This window comes from Paenibacillus sp. NAIST15-1, from assembly GCF_001894745.1.
In the GTDB taxonomy this organism is placed as follows: domain Bacteria; phylum Bacillota; class Bacilli; order Paenibacillales; family Paenibacillaceae; genus Paenibacillus_B; species Paenibacillus_B suaedae.
On the sequence record NZ_BBYF01000001.1, the window covers coordinates 799,522 to 824,207 of the forward strand.

Below are 24,686 nucleotides of genomic sequence, written 5' to 3' on the forward strand. Positions count from 1 at the left end.
CACTCTATATTACCACGATATCGATTATAAGATAGTCCAAATTCACTATATAGCTTCAAGTCTTATGTAATAAGCATGATATGCTTAATAATTGTGTTCGATCTATTCTCCGGTTTATTTAAACCGTGCTTTAGTTTGGATATTTGTATTCCCATATCTCGAATAGAATCCAAAGACTTAGACAACCAACTTCCTTGATCATGAATGAGATTAGCTAATATCTTCTGAATTACACTTTTATATTCAGAAATGTTCTCAGAGTGAATGAACAAAGTTGATAAAGAATATAGTTCTCTTTCTATTTCCAACACATTTATAATCTTGCCATCCTGCAAAACAACTTCTGCCCATACATATCGCCTTCTAGTAACACCATCATTTAAATATTTAAATTTTCTTTCACCTCCAGTATCGGGCAAGATATCTACATGTGCACGTATGGACTTAATATTTTGAGCTTTTTCTAACAATTGTAGGGTTTGTATGAACTCGTCTAATTCGCCTTGTACTTTTATCTCATGAAGCGGTTTGTGCTCTAGAGCACGCGCTATCTGATAACCACCAATATCTGCAGTAGAACGTTTACCTTCATCGTCTAAGTAATACACTTTGGTATTCTCATCTTCAAATGAGCGTTGCTTATCGACATTTTTACGGATTCTCGTAATTTTAGGCTGTAAAGTGTACTCATGACTTTGGCTCTCCATATCTACAATATCAAAATCACTTGTTGTCCCATCGAATTCTTCACTGAGTTCAACTTCCTCGTTTTCAGCATATTTACTTTTATTTTTCAGAATGTACTTTTTAGGCTCATTTGAACGTTGATGATTATTTAATTTCGGATGTGTGAATGTAATTTCCTTAAACGGCATTTGCTTATTCATTACACCTAGTACGCGCAGAATGGTATATCCATAGGAGTTAGGCTTTACTAATGCTTTCACGGTTATAGATTGTTGAAATGCCCAGTCAAACATCAACTTACCGTTGTTCATATAACAGTGCTTAATACTCTCGAACACTTGCATAATATCAGGATTCGAAACTAACCAAGCAAGATGTAGTAAAAATTCTGGTCGTGTGTATTTGAATTCATAGAGTGAAGTAAATTGGAAATGGATTTTCTGGTCTTCAACATTGTGATGAAAATATAGCGGAAAGGAATTTGGGTCAAAGGTCTGATACAACAAAAATCGATTAGGTGCCAAAATACTTCGGATTACCTCAATTAAAGGGAGTGTATACTTTTCCCCCTCACATGTAACGGTAAAAGATTGTGAAACATCTTCATCTCTAGCCCCTTGGATTCTCCATTCTTTCTCTGAATAACGCACCGATTGAGGGTTTATCGTAACTTCAATAATTTCGGAATCATCAGGTGAGAATGCCTTCATTAGATTTCCATCTTGATAATAATGCTGTATAGCTAATAAAGGAAGAGTTCCCCAGTCAACTTCTATACACTTGGTAACTCCGTTAGCTCTAAAGTATGCTCTTATCATCTGCTTGCCATTTCTCTGAATTGGAGAACGAATCCAAATTAATTGCGCCAATTCCCCTTTGAAGAAAGGCCAGTTACCTTGCTTAACTGTTCTATAGCTCATCGGTGCACCATCCTTGTCTTATGTGTGTATATCTTTCAAGAAGTGGTTTTATTTGATGAAAATGATGGGTTTTTATGCCTCCAATTCTTTGAATTTTCCAAAGTAGAACCGGTTCCTGTTGAAGGATCATTTGATCAATAATCCTTTTACATCTTCTAATTTGAAACTGTTGAACACTTTCCGTAATTTCAGCGAGTAATTGTTTCGTCCGTGGCAGGTTATCTAATTTAAGGTTAAGCATTGTTGATTTACCGAGATTCCTTGCTAGAATGGATTTGGATATTCGAATAGAATGGTGATGCTGAAGCAAATAGTTATACAACTCTGTTATCCTTTCAAAATACTCTTCATCCCGCAAATTCCAATTGACTCGATAAGTCTTTTGTGAGTTTATTCTATTCTTCTTATCAGATCCCGCCGGGCTGGATCGGTCTGGTTCTGTATTAATAATTTCTTTATCCTTGTTGAAAAATACTTTCTCTTGAGATACATATTTCAATACAGTTTTACTATCTACACCTAACGTTCGCGCAATTGCTCTAATACTCATGGTGGTCGCTCTTAACTGCTGCAACTTATCCATCCATACTGATCCAAAATTTTTAACTCGTCCAATTCGATATCGATTTTGTTCGTTATGGTCAGGACCTTTGCGGGAATATACAAACCCACACGAACATGAGAATGTACCGATGGGATCGCCCGTTTTGTAATCTCTTGAAATTTGAATCTGCGTTATGACGTTGTCACTATAATGAGCTGCTGCCTTATTTAAACAGGGCCAGGGTTCCTGACCAAATATACCCTCTAAACTTCTAATATTCAGTAAACCCTCTATATCCTGACTAAGAAAAGACAACATGAGTAAATGTCGTAAAGGATGGACATGACGCTCACCTTTTCTTGTAAGGACCCGAAGCCAATTGTATTCATAATCCATGTCAATTTCAGACTCAAGCTTCTTTAGCAATGTTAATGGCATCTTTGAAATAAACATATGATGTAACTTATTCTGTCTGATTGACATAGATGCTGTTACTAAATTTCGCTCCCTTAATAAAAGCAAAAATTTAGTACGTATTTTATCCCGATCCAGCACATCAATTGGTACTTTCATTAGCTGGTCTGCCATTCGCGCAAGCTCAAGTTCGGCCTTAATATCAAGTTCAGAATTATCTGTTGGGCTATTGCTCAAATCCATTACAGTATGATTAAATCGAATGAGCGCAATTCGACTACCAATAGACCATGAAAGAGGGTACTTTCGTAACGCAAATGAATGTTTAGCACAATAGGAAATTCCCTCAAGCTGATGTTGTCGATGGATATACGTTTCTCCATACACTGCAACGTCATCTTGCACACATGCTGGACAATAAAACAAACCTTCCTTTTTACAAATGCCGCCTGCAACAACTCCTAGCCTTGTATACAGTCCTTGACCTTGACCAGCAACATCACATACAATAAGCTGCTGCTTTTCTCTAGATAAAAAAGGTGCATAGTACGGGTATATTGTATGCTTCTGTAATATCTCTCCAATTGTATAACTATTTCCAATTCGATTTATAAATCCTTCTAAATGAGTGCTTATTCCGACACTCGGAATAACATTTCTTGATCCGAATACTTCCTCCAACGTATCTTTCAAATCTAGATTTCCAATATAGTAATGATATCTAGCTACTGCTGAGTATAATAATTCATCGGGATAAGGATTGGTAAAGAAAGTAAGCAACCTGAACACTCCTAGCAACTTTAGATTTATTACCATTTTTTCTAAAGTTGCTAGGTTTTAATCGATCTTCAACATCAACTTCCTACTTGATGAAAAAATTCAACTAATGGATCTTTTATATAATACTTTGCCTTAAGTACTTCATACGGGTGCTCCTTCTTTTTTAATGCCTGTTCATATATATTGAGTAAGGGGAGAAGAGGTACTTTCACTTTTACTTTGTGTTGCATTTCTTTACAACACTTTGATAGCTCTTCTAAGCATTCCATCTTAAGAAGATCGTAGTTCGTATCAATCGGGTTACGTTCAACTATTTTCTTAACAATGATTTGAATTTCACTTGACTTAAGCGATGAAAACAAGCCTGCTGCAGCTAACTCAACAGCAATACGTTCACTAATATCCTTCTGTTTATATTCAACAGTGTTAATTCTCTCTTTAAGGGCGTTTCTTACTTTTCCTTCATATTCAATTCCTTGTTTATGCTGGAGCATAAGATCATCCAAATTAACCATTATGTCTTCATATCGAATCATATCCCTAACGTTATTTGTACGAATTGCCTTGATCATCGGCTGAATAATTTTCATATCAACTTTCGCTGTAGTACGTATGTCCAACGGAGTGATCACTTCATTCGGATTATTTTCGTCAAACAACACTCTTTCCTGAGTAAGAATGAACAAGTTAACAGCTATAGCGGTAATCCCTTGGCATTCGTAGTAAATTGTTTTCTTAATTTCATCTGTCAACTCCGTACGCGACTTCAAACATTGAAGCTCCCAAAGTGTCTCAATGAAAAACTCCCATTCTGCACTTTCTTCACTCATTCGATCCCAAACAATAGACCCATCACTTCCTGCGCGACGAGCTTGTCTAAAATTCCCCTTAAATAATTGTTGCGCTTTAGAAGTACCTATTAGTACCGTTGGGATTCCGACAGTATTAGACAGTGTAACAAAAAAGTTTAACATCTCTTCTTGATCATTCTTAGAATTCAATAAGTGCTGAATTTCATCAATAACAAGTACTCCAATGCCATACAAACTCGCTAAAGACGTCATGTGCAATAGCATCGAGGATGTAACTCTCGTCAAATACCCAAACTTATCTAGATATCTAGTACCTAAGATACGATCAATCTCTTCAAAAAAGCTTTTGCATAAAGTTGATAGGTTCCCATCATAAGGACAATCGATTTTCAGCCAAACAATCTGTGTTCGATTCAGAGGTATATCACGATAAAATTCATGCTTTATAACCTGTGGGTACATCTGTAATAATCGTTCTATTGCCGTTGTTTTACCTATTCCAGATATTCCAATAATCGATAAACTATCTGCTGTTGAGCCTATGTAAGTTAATCGATCTTTCATATACAAATGTCCTTGATCTTTCTCATCACGCATCTCTGCAAGAACTCTTAATCGTTCGAGAAAATTAATGTTTAAAGGATTTCTAGCCAAGTATCCTCTACGTATTAACGTAGACAATCTCCGTTCGACTAAAAAGTGAATAGGCAATGGCTGAATAAAACTCTTTACTCGCTTTAGTACATGATAGCGAAGGTTTTCTGGTGATGATCGATCAGAATCAGAAATAATCGGAGTATACATAAAGTGCTCTAACACATCATCTTCACTAAATATAGGTGGCATTGCCTCGAGGAATGGATTATTTGCATAGTCCTCTAATTCTTGCTCCTTGTACACAGCACGTTCCGCTACAATTTGATAAAGATAGTTATCGTTTTCCAAATTGTTCATCTCGCTTTTTCTTTAGTTTTTCCATTAAACGTGCATTATTAGAACGAGGTACCGATTGTTCGTCCGCTTGTACCCGTTTGCTTAATTTAATAACTTCAGCAGGCTTTTCCCTTATTGAATTTTTTGGTAGTAAATCAAACTTTTCACGGGATCTTTGAAGTTCCTTTTCGGCTTTACGGTTAACTCTAATACCTTTTAGCTTAGAAGCCTTGCTCAATAATCCATTATCATCCTGCTTTTTTTCTGATTCTGCTTGTCTGATAATAGTGGAAATTGCAATGTCCGTATTAATTGTCACTTCACTCTGCTTCGCTTGATCTGCTAACTTTGCCTCCTGAAGCAACTCTCGATAGAACTCTACTTCTTCTAATGCATCTCCTTTATACTCCTCATTTTTCGCCAGTAAATAGCACATATCATATGTTCGACCATTCTGATGAAGAATATATATTTGAGATACATCTCTAGGATCGTAAGCAATTTCTATACTTTTATTTTTTACTTTTAAGTACCACTGCTCCTGAATAGCCTTGTCAGAACTATAGGACAAACCTTTGAACTTAATGCCTGCTCGTGTAATACGAGCATTTCCCTTAGGCAGTAGATTAAGTCGATACACGTTTGGATCGGTAACTATTTGTAATCGGCCTTTTTTGTTTTCTTTTCCCCAGTTCCATAAGTGAATAGGAGTTGCAGTCAATCCACTTGTAATCATCCCTTTTTCAAGTGGATATTTCTCAATGATAGTTTGATTATGCTCCAACACTATGTGAATCACTATCTTAGTGAATTCCTTTAAATTAAGCGTAGCGTCTAAACGATAATCTCGATCGCCTCTTTGTCTAAACTCTTTCTGGATAGTCCCAGGAGAAGTTCGTTTAATTCTCCCATTCATTGTGCGAAAATGACGTTCAATGATTCCTTTAAGGTCACCTCGATAAGCAGAAGTATTTTCAATTTTAATTCTTAAATTATTTATCAACCCTTCAACTGCGTAGCCCTCAAACTCACCTCGATCAGCTAGTATAATATCTGGCAAGTGTTTTGCTGGCCATTGTGTTTCGTTAATAGGAATCTCATACTTTGAACAATACTCAACTTTATCTGTTATCATATTATCCAGGGCCATCATCGCTCCAACCCATGAAGGGCCCTCTAGTCCTACATAAATTCCTGTTACCATTCGTGAGTATACATCAATGACACCGTAAACCACTGGTCGACCAATGATTAATGAGCGATCAAACGAACTAACCAAATAGATATCAGCAATTGTCGCATCAACCTGATAACGAGCTCCAGGGCCATCAACTTCACTTAAGGAGTTACTCAGTAAAGGTCTTTTATTTGATTCAAAGTATTTTGTACTTTCTCGAAATAAAATATCTGCTTTATCGTCCTTATTTTTGTTATACCAATAATAAAACTGATGGTATGTAGGTATTCTTGTTCTATCCCATACCTTAAACTTTTTAACACTATTCTCGTAATAAACATCAGAATAAAAATCTCTCAAAAGAAGGTCATAGGTGTCTGCTAATGATTGTTTTTCCTTTTGTCTGTAATATTTCTTTATAACATGGAAAAACTGAAGTTTAACCTCTTCAGTAATATTGATACCTTGATTACCATCTTGAGATCCGTATTTCCTTGGCCTGCCAACTTTAACATCAGTCAGAACCCTTGTTTTTCCTTTACCGCCAGAGTAAATATAATCTGGTAACAAAGCATTTTTCACTAGACCTCTTTGCCAAAAACGTGTAAAGATACGCTTGATCTTTAACTTATTTGTGTTATGTTGAGCAGCTAATTGTTCGATTATTGCTTCTCTTTTCTGCTTTGTTAACAACTCAGATCTATAAGTATTCCAGCCATAACTAACAATATCCCATTCTGAATCACGCTTCTTAACGATAGTGAAGGATAAATTTCGGTCATCATAGTTCCTTGCATAAGGATCTGGAATAGGCAGCAAAGTTTCAGCCATAATTTCAATATCTAGAACAGATATCTCAACTTGTTTTGGCATAGAAGTATCACTGTCCAGATCTACAATATATGCATACGGCGAATTAAGCTCCACAACACGAAATCGATTATTTTTCTCAATATTTATGTACTGGTATACATGATTGAAATAAATCACATCGTGTCCTCCTTACTTGAGTAGTCTCGAACAACAGCAAGAATAGAAACAATCTTTCTGATATCAATAGCTTCTTTTAAATCTACCTGAATACATTTTCGAATTAATAGATGCTTGTACAATGAGAATGCCATTCCGATCCTTAATCCAAAGTCTTCTTCAACTTGGTTAAATACTTCCTTTAGTGATAGTGTCTCTCTAAGTAAAAGGTTGATCATATGAATGCTCATATCTATGATTTCAATTTCCTCAAGTTCTTGAAACCCTTCTATGTCTTTTAATTCATAGTAACAATGAATCAATGCGATATTTTGAGCTAAATTCTTAGGAATTTCCTCTTCCGTAACGATTCCCCAGTCAATACCTTGACGTTCCCAATACCGTCGCTCAATCTCAAACTTCTCTAAAACACGCTTATCAGCTAAGTCATTCTTATACTTTAAGGTTCTTGCAGTATGAAGTATTTGATCATTTCTTTGTGTGGTCACAATAAAGTCAGTCGTCATAATTATTGGTTCCTGTGTCTTAGGGTGTTTAGGATGGTCAAGGCTAAGTTCCTCTGCAATTATTAATGTATCCTCACCATTCAACGGGTACTGTTCTCGAATATCGACAACATAATCAGAAAACTCTAATATATAAAAATAGTTCCTTTCTAAATCTGAAAGAAACTCATATTGCCGTGGGACTTTGATACCTTTCAAGCGTGTAGAACGACCAAGTGATGATACATCTTGAATCTTTAGCCATGGTTTATAATCGATTCCCTGACCTTGACCCCGACCATCCTTAATCTTCTTTTCAATCGACTCTGTTCTTTTTCGCTTAGCCATTGTAATCACCCCACAAAACAAAATAAAAAAATAGCTCTCAAGGATAATATATCCTCAAGAGCTATTATTATCAAACATTATTATAAATAATCAAACTTTGTTCTAAATTATCAATTCTTAATATAAATTATCAAACATTATTTTAAAGCTACAATAACTTCACTCAATGCCGATCCCTTATTCCACCGTCACGCTCTTCGCCAAGTTTCTTGGCTTATCCACATCATTGCCTCGTGCCAAGCTTGCATAGTAAGCAACAAGCTGCAATGGCACTACAGACAAGGCAGGAGACAAGCGAGACAGCGTAGCTGGCAGTACGAACATGCCATCTACCGCCTTCTCTACAGCAGCAGCATTCGCTTCGTCAGTAATCGCATAAACGACACCGCCGCGCGCCTTCACTTCCTTAATGTTGCTCACTGTCTTCTCAACAAGCGCAGTCTGTGTAGCCAGTGCGATGACAGGTACTCCTTCTTCGATCAAGGCAAGTGTACCGTGCTTCAATTCACCCGCTGCATACGCCTCGGAATGAATATATGAGATCTCTTTCAGCTTCAGCGATCCTTCCAATGCTACCGCATAATCCAGACCACGTCCGATAAAGAACATATTGTCGTGCTTCGCAATGTCCTCTGCAACCCGCTTCAGCTCGTCAGATTGCTCCAGAATGCGCTCCACTTGCTCCGGCAATGCCTGCATCGCAGCAATCTGCTCACGAATCCAAGCCTGATCGTGAAGGCCAAGCTTCTCTGCCCAGTACAGGCTGAATATCATGAAGGCAACAAGTTGTGATGTGTACGCCTTAGTAGAGGCAACCGCAATCTCAGGACCTGCCCATGTAACAATGGTATCGTCTGCTTCACGGGCAACCGAGCTGCCTACGACGTTCGTAATCGCCAGAACCGTCGCACCGCAGCGTTTTGCTTCACGGAGTGCTGCGAGTGTGTCTGCTGTCTCACCAGACTGGCTGACAACAATAACAAGCGTCTGTGGTGTAATAATTGGCGAACGGTAGCGATACTCCGAAGCGACATCTGTCTCCACGGGAACGCCAGCACATTGCTCAATCAGCGTACGTCCGACAAGACCTGCATGATAAGCAGTACCGCATGCGACAATATGCACGTTGCGAATTTCTTGTAATTTCTCTGCAGTCAAATGCTTCAACTCAGGAAGCTTGATTCCACTGCGATCTTCTTGCATTCTACCGCGCATCGTGTCGCGATATGCCTTGGGCTGCTCATGAATTTCTTTGAGCATGAAATGGTCGTAACCGCCTTTTTCCGCAGTCAACACGTCCCAATCGACAACAATCATTTCCCGAGAAATAAAATTCCCCTCTAACGTCATCAATTCGACAGCGTCCTTAGTCAGTACGGCCATTTCGTTGTCGTTCAAAATATACACTCGACGCGTATATTGCAAAATCGCCGGAATATCCGAACCGATGAAATTCTCGCCTTCTCCAATACCGATAACTAGCGGACTTGCGAAGCGAACAGCAACCAGCTTATCCGGTTCATGCTCTGTCAGGACAGCCAATGCATAAGCACCGCGCATACGCGCTGTAGCCTTCTGCACAGCCTTCACAATATCTCCCTCATACTCTTGAGCAATCAGATGAGAAATGACCTCTGTATCCGTCTCTGAACGGAATACAACTCCGGATGCGATCAGCTCTTCCTTCAGCTCCATATAGTTCTCGATAATACCATTATGAACAACAGAGAACTTCATCGATGCATCCGTATGTGGATGCGAATTCTCATTCGAAGGCTTGCCATGTGTCGCCCAGCGAGTATGGCCAATGCCTACCGAACCTTGCAGCGGCTCATCCTCCAATTGAGAAGCAAGGACAGCTAATCTACCTTGTGCCTTGCGCACTTGCAAGCCTTCCGGTGTGAATACAGCAATGCCAGCAGAATCATATCCACGATACTCCAGCTTGCCCAATCCTTCCAACAACACCGCTTGAGAATTTCTAGCTCCAATATATCCGACAATACCACACATAATATAGACCTCCGATTATTCGCGGCCTCTCCAGTTGGCGACGTCGCACACAGAAGTCCATGCCTCATAAGCGTGAGTGCATAGCATTATTGGATGACTTATAAAGTTCAATAAGCTCATGGATAACGAGGGAAGCAGCCTAATTTGTAATAGCCTACTTCGCCAAGCAGCACAACAAGCAAGCTTGTTAGCCAGCTTGGACTCTGTGTGCTCTGTCCATCCACGAGACAGCCCGATTCTTAGTAGTTAATTGAGTTAAATCTTAATGGCAGCGATAATCAGCTGCATTGTATCTCCAAATGGATACGCCTTGACTATGCAAGTGTATCTCCATCTCATTATCAAACATACCTGCGTAAGCATGCGTTGTCAGGAAAGTCGCCTCTCCTGCATTCCGCTAATGCTCTTACGGTGCCGGTAACACACCGGGAGGTCCCCGCCGAACATTTCGAACACCTCCACCTCGTCCACTCGCTGCAATGGCCGATTCAGCAGCAAGCGCTGGCGCTTCTTGAACGGTTGCCCGTTACATTGCCAACCTCACAATCCTCACTTTCTATATGTGAATCATCTTCTATTTTTCTATTTCCTATCTTCCTTACGAAGAGGACTGGCTCATCCTCTAGCATAAGCTGTTCCTGCATCATACACCGGCTTCTTGGCTGAGCTTCCAGGCATCGGCTTCGCCTTATCCACTCTGTATTTGCGGAACATGTTCTTACATTATATTCACTTTAGCCATTTTCCGCAACAATGCTACAGAAAATAGGAAGAAAGCCGCTTACCTGACCAACGTCAAGCAAACGGCTCTGAACAAGTCCTATTAAGCTAGTTCTTTCTGTACAACCTCTACAATGCGGTTTACATATCCCTCTACAATATCCGCCTCAGGGCCTTCGGCCATAACACGTATCAGGGATTCTGTCCCGGATGGACGAACGAGCACGCGACCATTGTCACCCAACTCCTGCTCAACTTCCGCAATCGCCTTCTCGATAGCTGCATTGCCTTGGTATTTCGATTTATCCCCAACACGCACGTTCACCAGCACTTGCGGGTATTTGCGCATAAGCGACTTCGCTTCACTTAAGGATTGGCCATTTGCCTTCAAGTTAGCAACCAATTGGATACCAGACAGCATGCCGTCCCCTGTCGTATTGTAATCCAAGAAGATAACATGTCCGGATTGCTCACCGCCTAAGTTATAATTACCGCGGCGCATTTCTTCCATAACGTAGCGATCGCCAACTGCCGTCTTGGCTGTATTCAACCCGTGCTTCTCAGCACCCTTAAAGAAGCCAATGTTGCTCATGACTGTTGTTACAATCGTATCACTATTCAAACGACCAGCCCGCTTCATTGCATCGCCGCAAATGAGCAGAATGAAGTCGCCGTCAACTTCCTCGCCATGTTCATCAATGGCAATCAAGCGATCCGCATCGCCGTCAAAAGCCAGACCCAAATGAGCCTTGTGGCGCAGCACTTCTTCCTTCAACATTTCCGGATGCGTTGAACCGCAATGATCGTTGATGTTCAGACCTGTTGGCTCAGCGCCAATAGCGATTACTTCTGCACCAAGTTCACGGAACAAGCGTGGTGCCAACTCATAAGCAGCACCGTGTGCGCAATCGAGCACAATACGCATTCCATCGAAGCGTTGATCAACGGTTGACTCCAAATACTCTACATAGCGCCACTTCGCATCCGTATCCACTGTAACCGTACCGAGACCTTCGCCAATTGGACGAGGAAGCTCATCTTCAGCAGCATCCATTAGCTGCTCAATTTCAAGTTCTGTCTCATCAAGCAACTTGTAGCCGTCGCTGCCGAAGAACTTAATCCCGTTGTCCTGTACAGGGTTATGGGAGGCAGAGATCATAACCCCTGCGTCAGCACCCAATACACGTGTCAAATATGCAACAGCTGGTGTGGACAACACCCCAAGCTGGATGACATCTGCGCCAATTGACAGCAAACCTGCTGTCAATGAAGCCTCAAGCATACGGCCAGATACACGCGTATCCATACCGATAACCACCTTCGGTTTGCCTGATGCCTGCTTCGTCAGTACATAGCCTCCACAGCGTCCAATTTTAAAAGCAAGTTCTGCTGTCAATTCCTGATTCGCTACACCGCGTACACCATCAGTACCAAAATATTTCCCCATCGTTCGCTTCTCCTTCATGCTGCCATCAATCAATATGATCTGCTGTAGTTAGCACCTTCGATCATAAATCCATCCTGTGCAGCATCTATTCTCACGTCGTAAATTTGATTTTTCATTATTCTATTCGTCAATTCATAGATGTCACACATCTCTAGTTGGAATGTTCCACTGATCCGTTCACCGCATCGGACGGTGTTCCTTCCGCTTCATTCGAGGAAGGCGGATTCTCATGAGTGTCGGTCGATGGATTGCTTGGATGCCCCGTCTCATTCTGGGTTCCTGATGTCGAGCCGTTGCCTACTTCTTCTGGGATCGAAGTAGGAGGCTTCGGATCAGGCAATGTCGTTACGGGCGCTTCCGTATCCTTAATCACGACCTTGATCGTTAGTGGAGTTGAATCCACTCGTCGAACGAACCGAGGTAAATTTACCTGCAAGTTCACTGTATGCTCACCAGGAGGCAAGTCATTCACATTCGCAATCAGCTGAATGTCACTTACCTTCAGCGCATCAATCAGATTCGGTGCGCCAACAACAATAACGTCCATCTTGCGGGAAGCCGGTTCCGCAATTGTCGTCTCCAATCGGTCATTGTCGCCCGTTAGTGTAATAGGAACGTCCGTTATCGTACGCTGTTTTACACCCGAAATTTGCAATTCGACAGTAATCTCACTCGGTTCTATTTTCTCAATGTTCGCAGGCGGCGTCAATTGTACCTTTATCTTATACGTCCCAGCAGCTTCAAATTGGCGCAAATCGACTTGTACATTATCCAAGTATTCGATCTTATCCAACGCTTCCTGAGGGCCGTACAGGGTCACCTGATTGACATCTGGAGACAAGGCTGACACAGCAAGTCCTTCCGCTAATTGTCCAGTCAAATTCACTTGGAGCGGTACGGTCTTGAATGGCTTCGTGATCGGTACTTCGACCTCGACAAAAGATGGTGTCAGGACTGCTCCCTCCACTTCATCGCCTCTCGCATTATACGCCGTCAACTTCACCCGCTTCGTGATAACTGACTCATTCGCCTTATCGACACTTACTGTACCTACTATCGATTTTACTTCAGCCATACGAGACGCGGGAAGTGTTACATGAACCCGGTTCGAAGGGCGCACAATTGGAGTGCCTGCCTTATATCCTTTGGCAGGGGTTCCTTCTGTTTGTACCTGTACTTCGTACTCCTTCGTCTGCACATCCTCCAGCTCAATCGTTGCACTGCTCGGCTCCATCGACATCAAGTCGATTCCAGTTGGCAACTCATGACGGAGCTGTACCACATGCTTCCCCTTCCCATAGCCTGTTAAATCAAGTGTTACTTTATAATCCTCTGGCAATGCAGAAGCAATTGCTGTCCGCTTGCCTCGAACCTGTATACGAACCTTATCCGGCCGTATGGACTTAATCACCTGCTGCTTCGTATCCAATCCGACAATCCGTACTTGCACGTCATCAATCCAGCGAGATTCCATGAGCGGCTGCGGAGAAGTCGGTGTTGTATCGTCTTTATGTACGACAGCGAATAGAAGCACACCTAATACTAACGCAATAATCTTCGCTGCATTATTATTCATTAACCACTTATCCATGATGCTCACCTTTTCGTTTCCAGAACATTTTTAGTTCTTTCTTCGCCTTCGGCTTTAACTCATCGAACAGCTTGGATATGAGTGATTCTTCCTTAATATCACGCACAACTTGTCCATTGATAGCAAGGGACACTTGTCCCGTCTCCTCGGAGACGACAACAGAAATCGCATCACATACTTCACTGATTCCAATAGCTGCCCGATGTCTTGTCCCCAATTCCTTACTGATAAATGGATTCTCGGACAACGGCAAATAACAAGCTGCTGCCGCTATTTGGCTGCCTTGTATAATAACTGCTCCGTCGTGCAGTGGTGTATTCGGGATAAATAGGTTAATGAGCAACTCTGAGCTAATACGGGAGTTCATGGCAATGCCTGACTCCGTGTATTCATTCAACCCTGTCACACGTTCGAAGACGATGAGTGCACCGATCTTACGTCGTGACATATAATTAACTGCTTTAATAAGCTCGCTAATAACACGAGCCGTCTCATCTTCCTCTGCTACCGCGCGTCCACCGAACATTTTCCCTCGACCCAACTGCTCCAATGCTCGTCGCAGCTCTGGTTGGAAAATAATTACGATCGCAAGAACCCCGAACGTAAACATTTGATTCATAAGCCATTTCAGCGTATACAAATCAAACCACGTACTGATCGCCCAAGTCACAACGAGGATAAAGATCCCCTTCAGCAACTGGACAGCACGCGTTCCGCGGATGAGCACAAGTAGCTTATAAATTACATAACTAACGATTAAAATATCGATGATATTCTTGATCGTGTCTTTCCACGACATGTCCGCAAAATAATTCATGCAGGTACCCCCGGCGTTCGTTTCCCCTGATAAGATCCTGATGAGAAGATGAAGCACCTCTCTATGTATAACTATAACCTTTTCGTCTTGATGAAGCAAAATTTATATCCCATTCTTATCCATCCTTACAAAAAAGCCCTCCTGCAATAGCTGCAGGAGAGCCTCGGTACAACAGATACGGATACTGTCATTCGTTATGGCAACGACGGCCCCGTGCCGAACAAGTTCGTAAGCTGGTACCACATCCAGCTTAGTGCTTCGTCGATTTGGTGAACCGATCCCGAAATATTTGCCGTAGATGCTTGATACAGCTTCCCGTCAATGACGGTTACATCGCCCTTCACTTTGCCGTACACTTCTGCGACTCCGTTATGAATCGTTAAGTTACCTGATATTACTTTATCCGAAGGCACGATGACCTTATTATTCTCTACGACAACTCCATTCAGATCAGCGCCCTTGACCATAAGCTGCTTATCCGCATTCCACATACTTAGCGCACTTGTCATCATAACCAACACAAAGACGGCTGCGACGGTAATGGCTGGGTGACGTTTGACCCATAGCATGAACGCACTTTGCTGCTTCGGCTTCGGTATAACGCTCATGACCCGTGCCGTCAAATCATCCGATACAGGCTGCACTCGGTGATTGAAGCTGTACAGCAGAGTATCCATCTCCTCTAACTGACGAAATCGTTCGCGGCAATCCGGGCATGCAAGCATATGTTCTTTCAATTCGAGTGCATATTCCGGTGTCAAATCGTCATCTAGTAAATCATGCATTAATGAGACGGCTTGTTTGCAATCCATTTGAGCCAATCCTTTCATGGAGTCTCCAATCAGATACGATGGCGCATCCTACATTAAGAAGGATGACCCTATCTGGGACGTATCGTCATGCACCGAAGTCTTTCCCAACATTCTATACATTTTCGTTAGGGCTCATTCGGCTTGTTATACGATACGACTTGAATGCAAAATAGTTTCACTCTTTAGCCTGCTATTTTTTATCAGATTTTACGTTCCAGCTTCTTGCGGAGAAATTCTCGTCCCCGGTGCACCCTGGTTTTGATCGTGGTCACAGGCATATCCAGTACATCGCTAATTTCCTGCAGCGACATATCCTTTAAGTAACGAAGCACCATCACGGTCTTATATTTTGCAGGGAGACTCTCAATAGCCTCATGGACCATTTTCTGAGTCTCGCTTACAAGCAAGTATGTCTCAGGTGTACGATTATCGCTAGGGATCATCGCATACCCGTCAATGCCCTCCTGGTCATTCATCTCTGCATCAAGGGAATAATTCGGCTTCCGTTTGCGCAAGCGATCAATGCATAGGTTCGTTCCGATACGATAGATCCAAGTCGAGAACTTCTGAGTCTCATCGTAACGATCCAAATTGCGATATACACGCAGAAATGTATCTTGTACCACATCCTCTGCTTCATGCCGATTGCTCAGCATGCGATAGGCAAGATGGAATATTTTATCCTTATATAAATCGACAATCTCGGCAAACGCTCGCGTATCCCCTTTTCGAGCTAATCTCACGAGCCGTTGTTCTAGCGTATCCAAGCGGTCTCCCTCCATCCTCACTGCTCTTATGCCGATGTCTTCTCAATCATTGCACCTCAATGACAATGCCGGACATCGTAAGCAGGAATGCGAACCTTGGGAGCAACGTATCTTACTGTGCTCACGATCATTCACCGAATTCAGTGAATGAACAATGGCTCATTCGGGAAGCCTTGTTCCCTGCCTGTCGCTGCCCTAGGGGTGCGAGTGTGTCGATGCAGAAGCAATGCTGCTCTTCTTTGCCGACGCACTCTTTCCTATGTATAAACACAGGAAAAGTCGAGCCTCGATCGCTCAAGACTCGACTGCATCGTCGCTACTTCGTGCTGTTTACGTATCGACGTAGCCTGCGGAAATCGATCATTCCGACATTATCAACCTGTATTTCGAAGCCCTGCTGCAATACCGTTAATCGTAAGCAATACTTCCCGCAGCAATACCGCATCATCCTCTTCGTTCTCACGAAGCTCACGCAGTTCTGCCAGCAGGTCCACCTGCATATAGCTGAGCGGATCCACGTATGGATTGCGCAAGCGAATCGATTCCTGGATGACAGGAACATTGTCGAGAATATCCTCTTGTCCGGTAATTTGCAGGATTAACGAAGAGGTTAATTTGAATTCTTCCTCAATTTGCGTAAAAATACGCTCGCGAATGGCTTCGTCCTTAATCATGCCTGCATATTCCTTGGCAATGACAAGATCCGCCTTCGCAAGTGCCATTTGCAAGCTGTCGATCATAGACTGGAAGAAGGAATAATTCTGATACATATGGCGCATTGTTTCCATATTCTCTTCCTTGCCTTGATAGAAGCTCTGCAATCCTGTTCCTGCTGCATACCACGCAGGGAGCAAGTACCGGCTCTGCGTCCATGCGAATACCCAAGGGATCGCACGCAAGTCTTCGAAGCGGTCACTGTTCTTCCGCTTCGACGGACGTGAACCGATGTTCAGTTCACCGATCTCTGGAAGCGGCGTAGACTCCTTGAAGAACGTCATGAAGTCTGGATCACGGAAGATCAGATCCTGATACTTCTTCAGCGAAGCCTGGGAGATGCTCTCCATGAGCTCCTTCCACTTCGATTCATACAGATCCGTATGCGGCGTACGAGCCAGCGTAGCCGCTTGTATAAGTGCCGAAGTAGCTTGTTCCAAGCTTCGGTAAGCAATACCTTGTACGGAATAGCGGGAAGACAATACTTCACCCTGCTCCGTAATCTTGATGCCGCCACCAATCGTGTGTGGAGGCTGAGCCATAATACTGCGATTCAATGGCATACCACCACGACCAAGTGCACCGCCACGACCATGGAAGAACTTCAATTTCACATCGTACTTCTTCGCAGACGCCGTCAGTTCCTTCAGAGCCATACGAAGCTCCCAGTTCGCTGTAAATGCACCGCCGTCTTTGTTGCTGTCTGAGTAGCCAAGCATGATCTCCTGCAGATCATTCATTGCTTCAACAGCACTGCGGTATATCGGCAAATCAAACAACGTCTTCATGATCGCAGGTGCGGCATGAAGGTCGTCGACAGTCTCGAAAAGCGGCACAGCCTGCAATGTGCAGTGTACTTTGCCTTTCTCTTTGCGGAACAAGCCTACTTCCTTCGCCAGCAGCATGACTTCAAGCACATCGCTCGCTGCCTCCGCCATACTGATCAAGTAGCTTGTAATACATTTCTCACCGAATTCCTTCTGTGCATCATAGACGATACGATACACATTCAGTACTTCAGTTGTAGATTCACTATATTGAATATATTCCGATATCAATGGACGAGGATCATTCAGCAGGCGATTAAGAAGCTCAATCTTCTCCTCTTCGCTCAAGCTGCTGTAATCGTCCACGATGTTCATGTTAGCCAAAATTTCAGTCATCGCATTTTCATGCTCTTTACTATGCTGACGAATATCAAGTGTCGCCATGTGGAAGCCGAACAGTTCTACTTGACGAATCAGTTTCTTCACATACGTGTCTGATACATAATCTGCGAAGTGGTGGCGCAAGCTCCGGTCAATAATTCTCAGATCTTCCAAGAACTCAAGCGGATTGTTGTAACGCTGTGCTGTCCCCTTCGTCGACTCATCCAGTATATTATTCAACTTCTCGAACATGTAGATTAACTTGATACGATACGGTTCCTTCTCATTGTTCCAGTATCCCGCATGCGTCAATGTCACATTGCGGCTGTCCTCTGCAATCGAGGATAGCAGTTCCTCAGATACAGATACAATTGTAGTACTGAAGCTAAGCGTACGGAACAAGGACTTCAATCGCTCCTCGTATTTGCGAATCGCAAGAGTACGCTGCATCTTCAATGTTTCCCATGTTACATCATGGGTAACCGAAGGATTGCCGTCACGGTCGCCACCGATCCAAGAACCAAATCGAAGGTAAGTAGGCACATGCCATCCTCCGGATGGATAGTACTTATCCAGGCAGCGTTCCAATTCATGATATACATCTGGCAGAACATCGAACAGTGTCTCGTTGAAATAGAATAAGCCGTTGCGCACTTCATCGAGTACAGTTGGCTTACGATCACGCAGCTCATCCGTTTGCCACAGTGTTATCACTTCGTTCAGCAGCTTATCTCGCAATTGTTCACGCTCACGGTGTGTCAGAGTTGGATTATCCAACATTGTGACATCATCAGCAATGCGCTTATGAATATCGAGAATGGCCCGACGCATCGCCTCAGTCGGGTGCGCCGTTATGACAAGTTCCAAAGAAATGCTTTCAATAATTTCTTGCAATTCTTCTTCGGAAACTTTACGCTCCTTCAACTCCATGATCACACTTTCGATTGATCCTGGTTGAATGCTTTCACCTGCAGAGCGCTCATAATCGCGTTTGCGACGGATCCGATGATTCTGTTCTGCAATGTTCACTAACTGGAAGTAGATAGCGAATGCACGAATCACTTGATGTCGGATTTCGGGGTTCAACGTATTGATGAGTTGCTTAAACTCCTCATACAACTCGGGTAAAAATACGGCACGCAACGATTTGCTAAGCTCGCGGATCTTCTCCACAATGTTAAGCAATTCATTACCACCTTGATGGACGAGCACTTCGCCGAGTATATTACCCAGAAAACGAACGTCCCGCCGCAACATATTGTTGGAATTCGTCTTGTTTGCGGTTAACGTTAGATCAGTCATTCGTCTCCCCCTATCTCACAATTCAGTACAGTCTCTAAAAGACTTTCTTAACATCATACTACAAATTGAGACGAAAATCTTTAGTTTTCATTGAAAAAATCGCACGTTTCAATTGTATCCCCTTACATTGGTTCGGGTTTACAATGGATCGTTATCTTGATATCGCTAACCTGTATTTTTAGCCTTAAACAGCCTGAAATGTATGTTCATCATCCTACTCATTATGTTTCATGTAGAGCCTATAATTCATACATGATCGTCTAAATATGAACTGCGAACGCAGCTACCTCAACAAAATAAAAAACGCCTTTCGGCGTCGATTTCATGCTGGTTAATGAAACGGGAATACTCCCCTCGCTTATCGTGCCTATTTTCGGCACCACACGTCCCTCTCCCGGACGCGCGCGCTGAACCTTATTTCAAGAAGCATTGCAGCGCGGTACTCAACATGTCTGATTTGAAAAATGGAGCCTCTCGGCTCCATTCGGTTATTGTTCATATTGACGCTCGTCCTACTTGAGTATTTCCACGATGTCTTTACGGACGGTCGAACCCTTGGTTTCTCATCACATCTATACATACAAAAAAACGCCCTACGGCGTTGGTTTTCTTAATGGAGCGGGTGATGGGAATCGAACCCACGCTACCAGCTTGGAAGGCTGGAGTTCTACCATTGAACTACACCCGCATATTTAGATGGTCGGGATGACACGATTTGAACATGCGACCCCCTGGTCCCAAACCAGGTGCTCTACCAAGCTGAGCTACATCCCGATACTGTATTGAAAATGGCGCGCCCTGAGAGATTCGAACTCCCGGCCTTTTGATTCGTAGTCAAACGCTCTATCCAGCTGAGCTAAGGGCGCAAACATAATGGAGCGGACAACGAGATTCGAACTCGCGACCCTCGCCTTGGCAAGGCGATACTCTACCACTGAGCTATGTCCGCATATGGAGTGGGTGATGGGTATACTCAACATAATCTGATTCAAAATGCCTTCGGCATTAAGATGGTACATGTTGACGCTCATCCTACCCTGATTACTCATCGATGCCTTCACGGATGGTCGAACCTGAGGTTCGCTTCCCTAGCAAGGATGTTGTTGGAGCGGGTGATGGGAATCGAACCCACGCTACCAGCTTGGAAGGCTGGAGTTCTACCATTGAACTACACCCGCATATTTAGATGGTCGGGATGACACGATTTGAACATGCGACCCCCTGGTCCCAAACCAGGTGCTCTACCAAGCTGAGCTACATCCCGATACTGTATTGAAGAAATGGCGCGCCCTGAGAGATTCGAACTCCCGGCCTTTTGATTCGTAGTCAAACGCTCTATCCAGCTGAGCTAAGGGCGCAAATTATATGGAGCGGACAACGAGATTCGAACTCGCGACCCTCGCCTTGGCAAGGCGATACTCTACCACTGAGCTATGTCCGCAATTTGTCGTTCAAAACGATATATCAGAAGCGACAAGTAATAATATATCATAAGGTATTAAGTAATGCAACCCTTATTTCAAAAAAAATAATAAATAGCTGAAAAACCTTGCTGTTGAGCCACTGGAGACTTCAAGGTGCCTGTTCTAGGACATCTCATCACAACGCTTAACAGCTATTATCGCCCACAAGCTCCAACGGTTCTCTACGTTCCCCCACCCCTCAGAGCATTTCATCAGGTCGCCATAGTGGAATGCAATCGTTATTCCAGTCGTACGTCCCCTTATTTGCTCTAGATGGGTTTGAGACGCTTTACGTATCCAAATCCCCCCTTTAAGGGTTTAAAAGGGCTCTTACAGGCTTCTAAGCTTATCCCTAAGATTAATTCCTTCTATTCTCCAACATAATATTGAGACCTACAAGAACACGTATCTACCTAAATAAACAGCAAAACGGTAAAAGGCTAATTCGAATAATGAATCAATCGCTTCATCTAAAAGGAATTGTCCCATCAAAGGTGGGACTTTATTTATAAAAGATGTACCTAATTAGTGTGTACAAGTAAAGCCTCGAATAGTTCGGGTCTTTGTCACAGATAGGACTCATCTACAGCACAAGCTAATGGTTATATGTGGTATATTGGAAATGTATAACATTAATATACATTTCCAAGGAGGTTACTATGAAAAAATCGTTAGTCATCATTTCAACAGTGCTAATGTTATCAACATTTACTGGATTCGCTTCTGCTGCGCCTGACTCAACTAGAATTGCACCAACTCAATCAGAAACCTCAACAGATTCAAGAGAAATTTCACTTTTTGATGTTAGTCACGTTGGGTACCATTCCTTCCAGAGCTCATTTCATGCAAACATCCATGCCGGAAAGAGCTTAGACGTTCATGTAAAGAATGACGGTCCAGGAACAGTGTACATGACGTTAGTACGCGATGGAAAAAACTATGCGGTAGACATTCCAATATCTTCAGGCCAACAAAAAACAGAAACAATTAAAGTCTTTGGTGGCTTTATCTCTGAAAAATGGAAAGTATTCATTACTAATAAAGACGGCCATAATATGGACATCCAAGTTAAGGCAAAACAATACTAAAAGCATTTAAGCAAATGATCATAACAAAGCCTCGGACTAACCCGGGGCTTTACTTTTTTGGTGCCGGCCTCATATTGCCGCCAGACAAACTACTCCAAAATGGGTTAAAGTAACATTCCCTGTCAATCCAAAAAATTGTCTTAGATCTTTCATTACCTCTCTTTGCATATCTCTCTCCTCTTATCTTTAAACAGCATTATCCATGTTATGTTACAACACCACTATCCTGCCCGACAGTTCAACAAAAGGACGCTCCCCATCCTTCGCTTGGGTTACAATCACAAACTAAAGAACGTACGCAGGTAGCATGTATTGCTTAAAAAGAAGCCCTGGCTTAATCTAAGCACTAAGATAATACTTTGGTGCTTATGACATTTTCGTTTTCGGAAATGATGATGCTCGGGATGTGTTTATCCTCGCGTTGCTCACATACCGGAATAAACGAAAATATTTTATATCTTATCGTGCAGCATATCCCATCCATCAATTATCACTACAAATAAGCAAAATTGGATTCCAGATAAATAGAATGAATCGCTCTCAATCTTATTGTCTGCATTTTGGTGATCAATAGCATCCACTTCACTAGCGTCTCCATCGATCCTAATGTCGCGTGCTCCCTCACCCACCAGGTACACTACATTCTTGTTGGCATCCAATGCTTCGTTGCGAGTACCTTCCGGTTCCTTTTGTCTGTGTAGTCATTGTGGAAGCGGTACTCTTTCCGTCCAGTATCCCACTCTACTTCACATCCGCTAATATCGACACCTTTCACCTTGGGCCAGCTAAATAGAAGCTCATTCCCATCGACATTATGAAGAAGCTTGATCCACCACGTTTGGCCAAAAAGGAACTCTCACGTGGACGTTGGGGTAATGTCAGACATTTCTTAAGGCAGCATCTGTGAGTCGCTTCTACACGGCCTATTTAACGGCCATAAACACAGGGTTCGGCGTGGTGAGGTTCTAGGTGTCCAGGTGAGCGATTTCTCTTATGGAGGCAAATACATCGACGTTACGCAGTCACTTACGTATCATAAAGAATTCGGCTTCATTGTTCAGGCACTAAAAACAAAGAAGTCCGAAAGTACACACCTATCATAGATAGGTATACTTGAAAAGCTGAAAGAGAAGATCGATCAAAATCATTTCAACGCTCAAAATAACGAAGTGTATCAGCAACAATGGGGTTTGATTAATTGCCACTCAGACTGTGAGCCAATACGTCCATCTCAATTACGACATGATTATGAAAAGATAGTAAAAAAGAGCGGACTGCCATACATTCAAAAAAAAAGAACCTCATTGCCAAATATTCAGAAGCAATAAATTCATCAAAAGAAGAGCCTGTTATTGTGGATAATTAGTATTCGGTTAGCAAGGCTGTTAGCATGGGTGGGGAGTATAATGCTCCTCACTTCCCTATAAACAGCAAAAAACCCTTGTCCGACAAGGGTTTGATGATATGGTGCGCGTAGAGGGACTTGAACCCCCACGCCAAAGGCGCTAGATCCTAAGTCTAGTGCGTCTGCCAATTCCGCCATACGCGCACGATATTTAACTGGTGAGCCATGAAGGACTCGAACCTTCGACACCCTGATTAAAAGTCAGGTGCTCTACCAACTGAGCTAATGGCTCTTACAATGGCTGGGGATATAGGATTCGAACCTATGCGTGACGGAGTCAAAGTCCGTTGCCTTACCGCTTGGCTAATCCCCAATAAGGTAACAATGGTGCCGGCGAAAGGAGTCGAACCCTCGACCTACTGATTACAAGTCAGCCGCTCTACCAACTGAGCTACACCGGCATATTATGGTGGACGCTGACGGGATCGAACCGCCGACCCTCTGCTTGTAAGGCAGATGCTCTCCCAGCTGAGCTAAGCGTCCATGTTGTATGTTTGTTTCACCAGCAACTCTTATATCATATCAAAATCAATTAACTTGTTCAACCCTCAGTTTTTACCAGTTGAGAAGTTGTAATGGTGACCCGTAGGGGATTCGAACCCCTGTTACCTCCGTGAAAGGGAGGTGTCTTAACCCCTTGACCAACGGGCCATGCAATAGAAGTCTATATAAACTACTTCGATCTCTTCTGTGGAGCTCTCAACCGGGATCGAACCGGTGACCTCATCCTTACCATGGATGCACTCTACCGACTGAGCTATGAGAGCAAATGGCTCCCCGAACAGGACTCGAACCTGTGACAACTCGATTAACAGTCGAGTGCTCTACCAACTGAGCTATCAGGGAATATTACTGGACTCTCACAGGACCCTTCCTGTATGGAGTCCTTACAAAGGACTGCTTGGCGACGTCCTACTCTCCCGGGACCCTGCGGTCCAAGTACCATCGGCGCTGGAGGGCTTAACGGTCGTGTTCGGGATGGGTACGCGTGGAACCCCTCCGCCATCGCCACCAAACAGCATTGGCTAAAGCCAATATGAAGTTCAAGGTTTGAACCTTGAAAACTGAATGCGAAAGTTAGTGCTAGTTGTTCATCCGGGGCCCCCAGAAAGTATTCGGTGTTGCTACAAAGCTTCACGTCACTTTTTGGGGTTTAATCTTTTAGGATAAGCCCTCGACCGATTAGTATTGGTCAGCTCCACACATTGCTGTGCTTCCACCTCCAACCTATCTACCTCGTCGTCTTCAAGGGGTCTTACTTAATTGGGAAATCTCATCTTGAGGGGGGCTTCACGCTTAGATGCTTTCA

At 43.0% G+C, this 24,686-nt stretch carries 14 protein-coding genes, 16 tRNA genes and 2 rRNA genes; 1 reads left to right on the plus strand and 31 read right to left on the minus strand.

Going from position 1 to position 24,686, the window contains the following annotated elements:
• Positions 1-62 precede the first annotated feature (62 nt).
• The 21 genes from PBN151_RS03550 to PBN151_RS03645 form a co-directional block, all read right to left on the minus strand.
• Positions 63-1,607, minus strand: coding sequence for a Tn7-like element transposition protein TnsE (locus PBN151_RS03550; RefSeq protein ID WP_072727682.1), 1,545 nt, complete (start codon positions 1,605-1,607; stop codon positions 63-65).
• Entirely contained in the window at positions 1,597-3,345 is a 1,749-nt protein-coding gene (locus PBN151_RS03555; protein ID WP_072727683.1) for a TnsD family Tn7-like transposition protein, read from the minus strand. The genes PBN151_RS03550 and PBN151_RS03555 overlap by 11 nt, the downstream gene beginning before the upstream one ends.
• A gap of 74 nt (positions 3,346-3,419) precedes the next feature.
• Complete coding sequence (locus PBN151_RS03560) at positions 3,420-5,111, minus strand: ATP-binding protein (RefSeq protein WP_072727684.1); 1,692 nt, start codon at positions 5,109-5,111, stop codon at positions 3,420-3,422.
• Complete coding sequence (locus PBN151_RS03565) at positions 5,089-7,257, minus strand: Mu transposase C-terminal domain-containing protein (RefSeq protein WP_072727685.1); 2,169 nt, start codon at positions 7,255-7,257, stop codon at positions 5,089-5,091. Before PBN151_RS03565 ends, PBN151_RS03560 begins: the two co-directional genes overlap by 23 nt.
• Positions 7,254-8,090, minus strand: a complete 837-nt coding sequence (locus PBN151_RS03570; RefSeq protein ID WP_072727686.1) for a heteromeric transposase endonuclease subunit TnsA — start codon at positions 8,088-8,090, stop codon at positions 7,254-7,256. The genes PBN151_RS03565 and PBN151_RS03570 overlap by 4 nt, the downstream gene beginning before the upstream one ends.
• Positions 8,091-8,267: 177 nt before the next feature.
• Positions 8,268-10,103, minus strand: coding sequence for a glutamine--fructose-6-phosphate transaminase (isomerizing) (gene glmS, locus PBN151_RS03575; RefSeq protein ID WP_072727687.1), 1,836 nt, complete (start codon positions 10,101-10,103; stop codon positions 8,268-8,270).
• A gap of 823 nt (positions 10,104-10,926) precedes the next feature.
• Complete coding sequence (gene glmM, locus PBN151_RS03580; protein ID WP_072727688.1) at positions 10,927-12,270, minus strand: phosphoglucosamine mutase; 1,344 nt, start codon at positions 12,268-12,270, stop codon at positions 10,927-10,929.
• A gap of 151 nt (positions 12,271-12,421) precedes the next feature.
• A complete protein-coding gene (locus PBN151_RS03585; RefSeq protein WP_072727689.1) occupies positions 12,422-13,861 on the minus strand; it encodes a CdaR family protein in 1,440 nt (479 codons plus the stop codon).
• Positions 13,854-14,678 (minus strand): diadenylate cyclase CdaA, encoded by an 825-nt coding sequence (cdaA, locus tag PBN151_RS03590; RefSeq protein ID WP_021255712.1) that lies wholly within the window; start codon positions 14,676-14,678, stop codon positions 13,854-13,856. Before cdaA ends, PBN151_RS03585 begins: the two co-directional genes overlap by 8 nt.
• Positions 14,679-14,872: 194 nt before the next feature.
• A complete protein-coding gene (locus PBN151_RS03595) occupies positions 14,873-15,490 on the minus strand; it encodes a zf-HC2 domain-containing protein (protein WP_028532705.1) in 618 nt (205 codons plus the stop codon).
• Positions 15,491-15,690: 200 nt separating this feature from the next.
• A complete protein-coding gene (sigW, locus tag PBN151_RS03600) occupies positions 15,691-16,257 on the minus strand; it encodes an RNA polymerase sigma factor SigW (RefSeq protein ID WP_021255710.1) in 567 nt (188 codons plus the stop codon).
• 374 nt (positions 16,258-16,631) lie between these two features.
• Positions 16,632-19,421, minus strand: coding sequence for a phosphoenolpyruvate carboxylase (gene ppc / locus PBN151_RS03605; RefSeq protein WP_072727690.1), 2,790 nt, complete (start codon positions 19,419-19,421; stop codon positions 16,632-16,634).
• A 260-nt stretch (positions 19,422-19,681) separates the two neighbouring features.
• Positions 19,682-19,804, minus strand: a complete 123-nt coding sequence (locus tag PBN151_RS32225) for a hypothetical protein (protein WP_265332069.1) — start codon at positions 19,802-19,804, stop codon at positions 19,682-19,684.
• 231 nt (positions 19,805-20,035) lie between these two features.
• A tRNA-Gly gene (locus PBN151_RS03610) sits at positions 20,036-20,109 on the minus strand.
• A 9-nt stretch (positions 20,110-20,118) separates the two neighbouring features.
• Positions 20,119-20,195, minus strand: a tRNA-Pro gene (locus PBN151_RS03615).
• A gap of 15 nt (positions 20,196-20,210) precedes the next feature.
• A tRNA-Arg gene (locus PBN151_RS03620) sits at positions 20,211-20,287 on the minus strand.
• 8 nt (positions 20,288-20,295) lie between these two features.
• Positions 20,296-20,370: transfer RNA gene (locus tag PBN151_RS03625), tRNA-Gly, on the minus strand.
• Between the two features lie 155 nt (positions 20,371-20,525).
• A tRNA-Gly gene (locus PBN151_RS03630) sits at positions 20,526-20,599 on the minus strand.
• A 9-nt stretch (positions 20,600-20,608) separates the two neighbouring features.
• Positions 20,609-20,685, minus strand: a tRNA-Pro gene (locus PBN151_RS03635).
• Positions 20,686-20,702: 17 nt separating this feature from the next.
• Positions 20,703-20,779: transfer RNA gene (locus tag PBN151_RS03640), tRNA-Arg, on the minus strand.
• Between the two features lie 8 nt (positions 20,780-20,787).
• Positions 20,788-20,862, minus strand: a tRNA-Gly gene (locus tag PBN151_RS03645).
• Positions 20,863-21,543: 681 nt separating this feature from the next.
• Here PBN151_RS03645 and PBN151_RS03650 point away from each other — a divergent pair.
• Complete coding sequence (locus tag PBN151_RS03650; RefSeq protein ID WP_072727691.1) at positions 21,544-21,972, plus strand: hypothetical protein; 429 nt, start codon at positions 21,544-21,546, stop codon at positions 21,970-21,972.
• A gap of 1,465 nt (positions 21,973-23,437) precedes the next feature.
• On the opposite strand, the gene PBN151_RS03660 is transcribed toward PBN151_RS03650, so the two are convergent.
• The 10 genes from PBN151_RS03660 to PBN151_RS03705 all read right to left on the minus strand — a co-directional run.
• Positions 23,438-23,521: transfer RNA gene (locus PBN151_RS03660), tRNA-Leu, on the minus strand.
• A gap of 12 nt (positions 23,522-23,533) precedes the next feature.
• Positions 23,534-23,609: transfer RNA gene (locus tag PBN151_RS03665), tRNA-Lys, on the minus strand.
• Between the two features lie 6 nt (positions 23,610-23,615).
• Positions 23,616-23,690 (minus strand) — tRNA-Gln (locus tag PBN151_RS03670).
• 12 nt (positions 23,691-23,702) lie between these two features.
• Positions 23,703-23,778: transfer RNA gene (locus PBN151_RS03675), tRNA-Thr, on the minus strand.
• A gap of 6 nt (positions 23,779-23,784) precedes the next feature.
• A tRNA-Val gene (locus tag PBN151_RS03680) sits at positions 23,785-23,860 on the minus strand.
• Between the two features lie 93 nt (positions 23,861-23,953).
• Positions 23,954-24,028: transfer RNA gene (locus PBN151_RS03685), tRNA-Glu, on the minus strand.
• Between the two features lie 40 nt (positions 24,029-24,068).
• A tRNA-Thr gene (locus PBN151_RS03690) sits at positions 24,069-24,144 on the minus strand.
• Positions 24,145-24,147: 3 nt separating this feature from the next.
• Positions 24,148-24,223 (minus strand) — tRNA-Asn (locus tag PBN151_RS03695).
• A 53-nt stretch (positions 24,224-24,276) separates the two neighbouring features.
• A 5S ribosomal RNA gene (gene rrf / locus PBN151_RS03700) occupies positions 24,277-24,393 on the minus strand.
• A 146-nt stretch (positions 24,394-24,539) separates the two neighbouring features.
• Positions 24,540-24,686: ribosomal RNA gene (locus tag PBN151_RS03705) — 23S ribosomal RNA — on the minus strand; the annotation flags it as partial.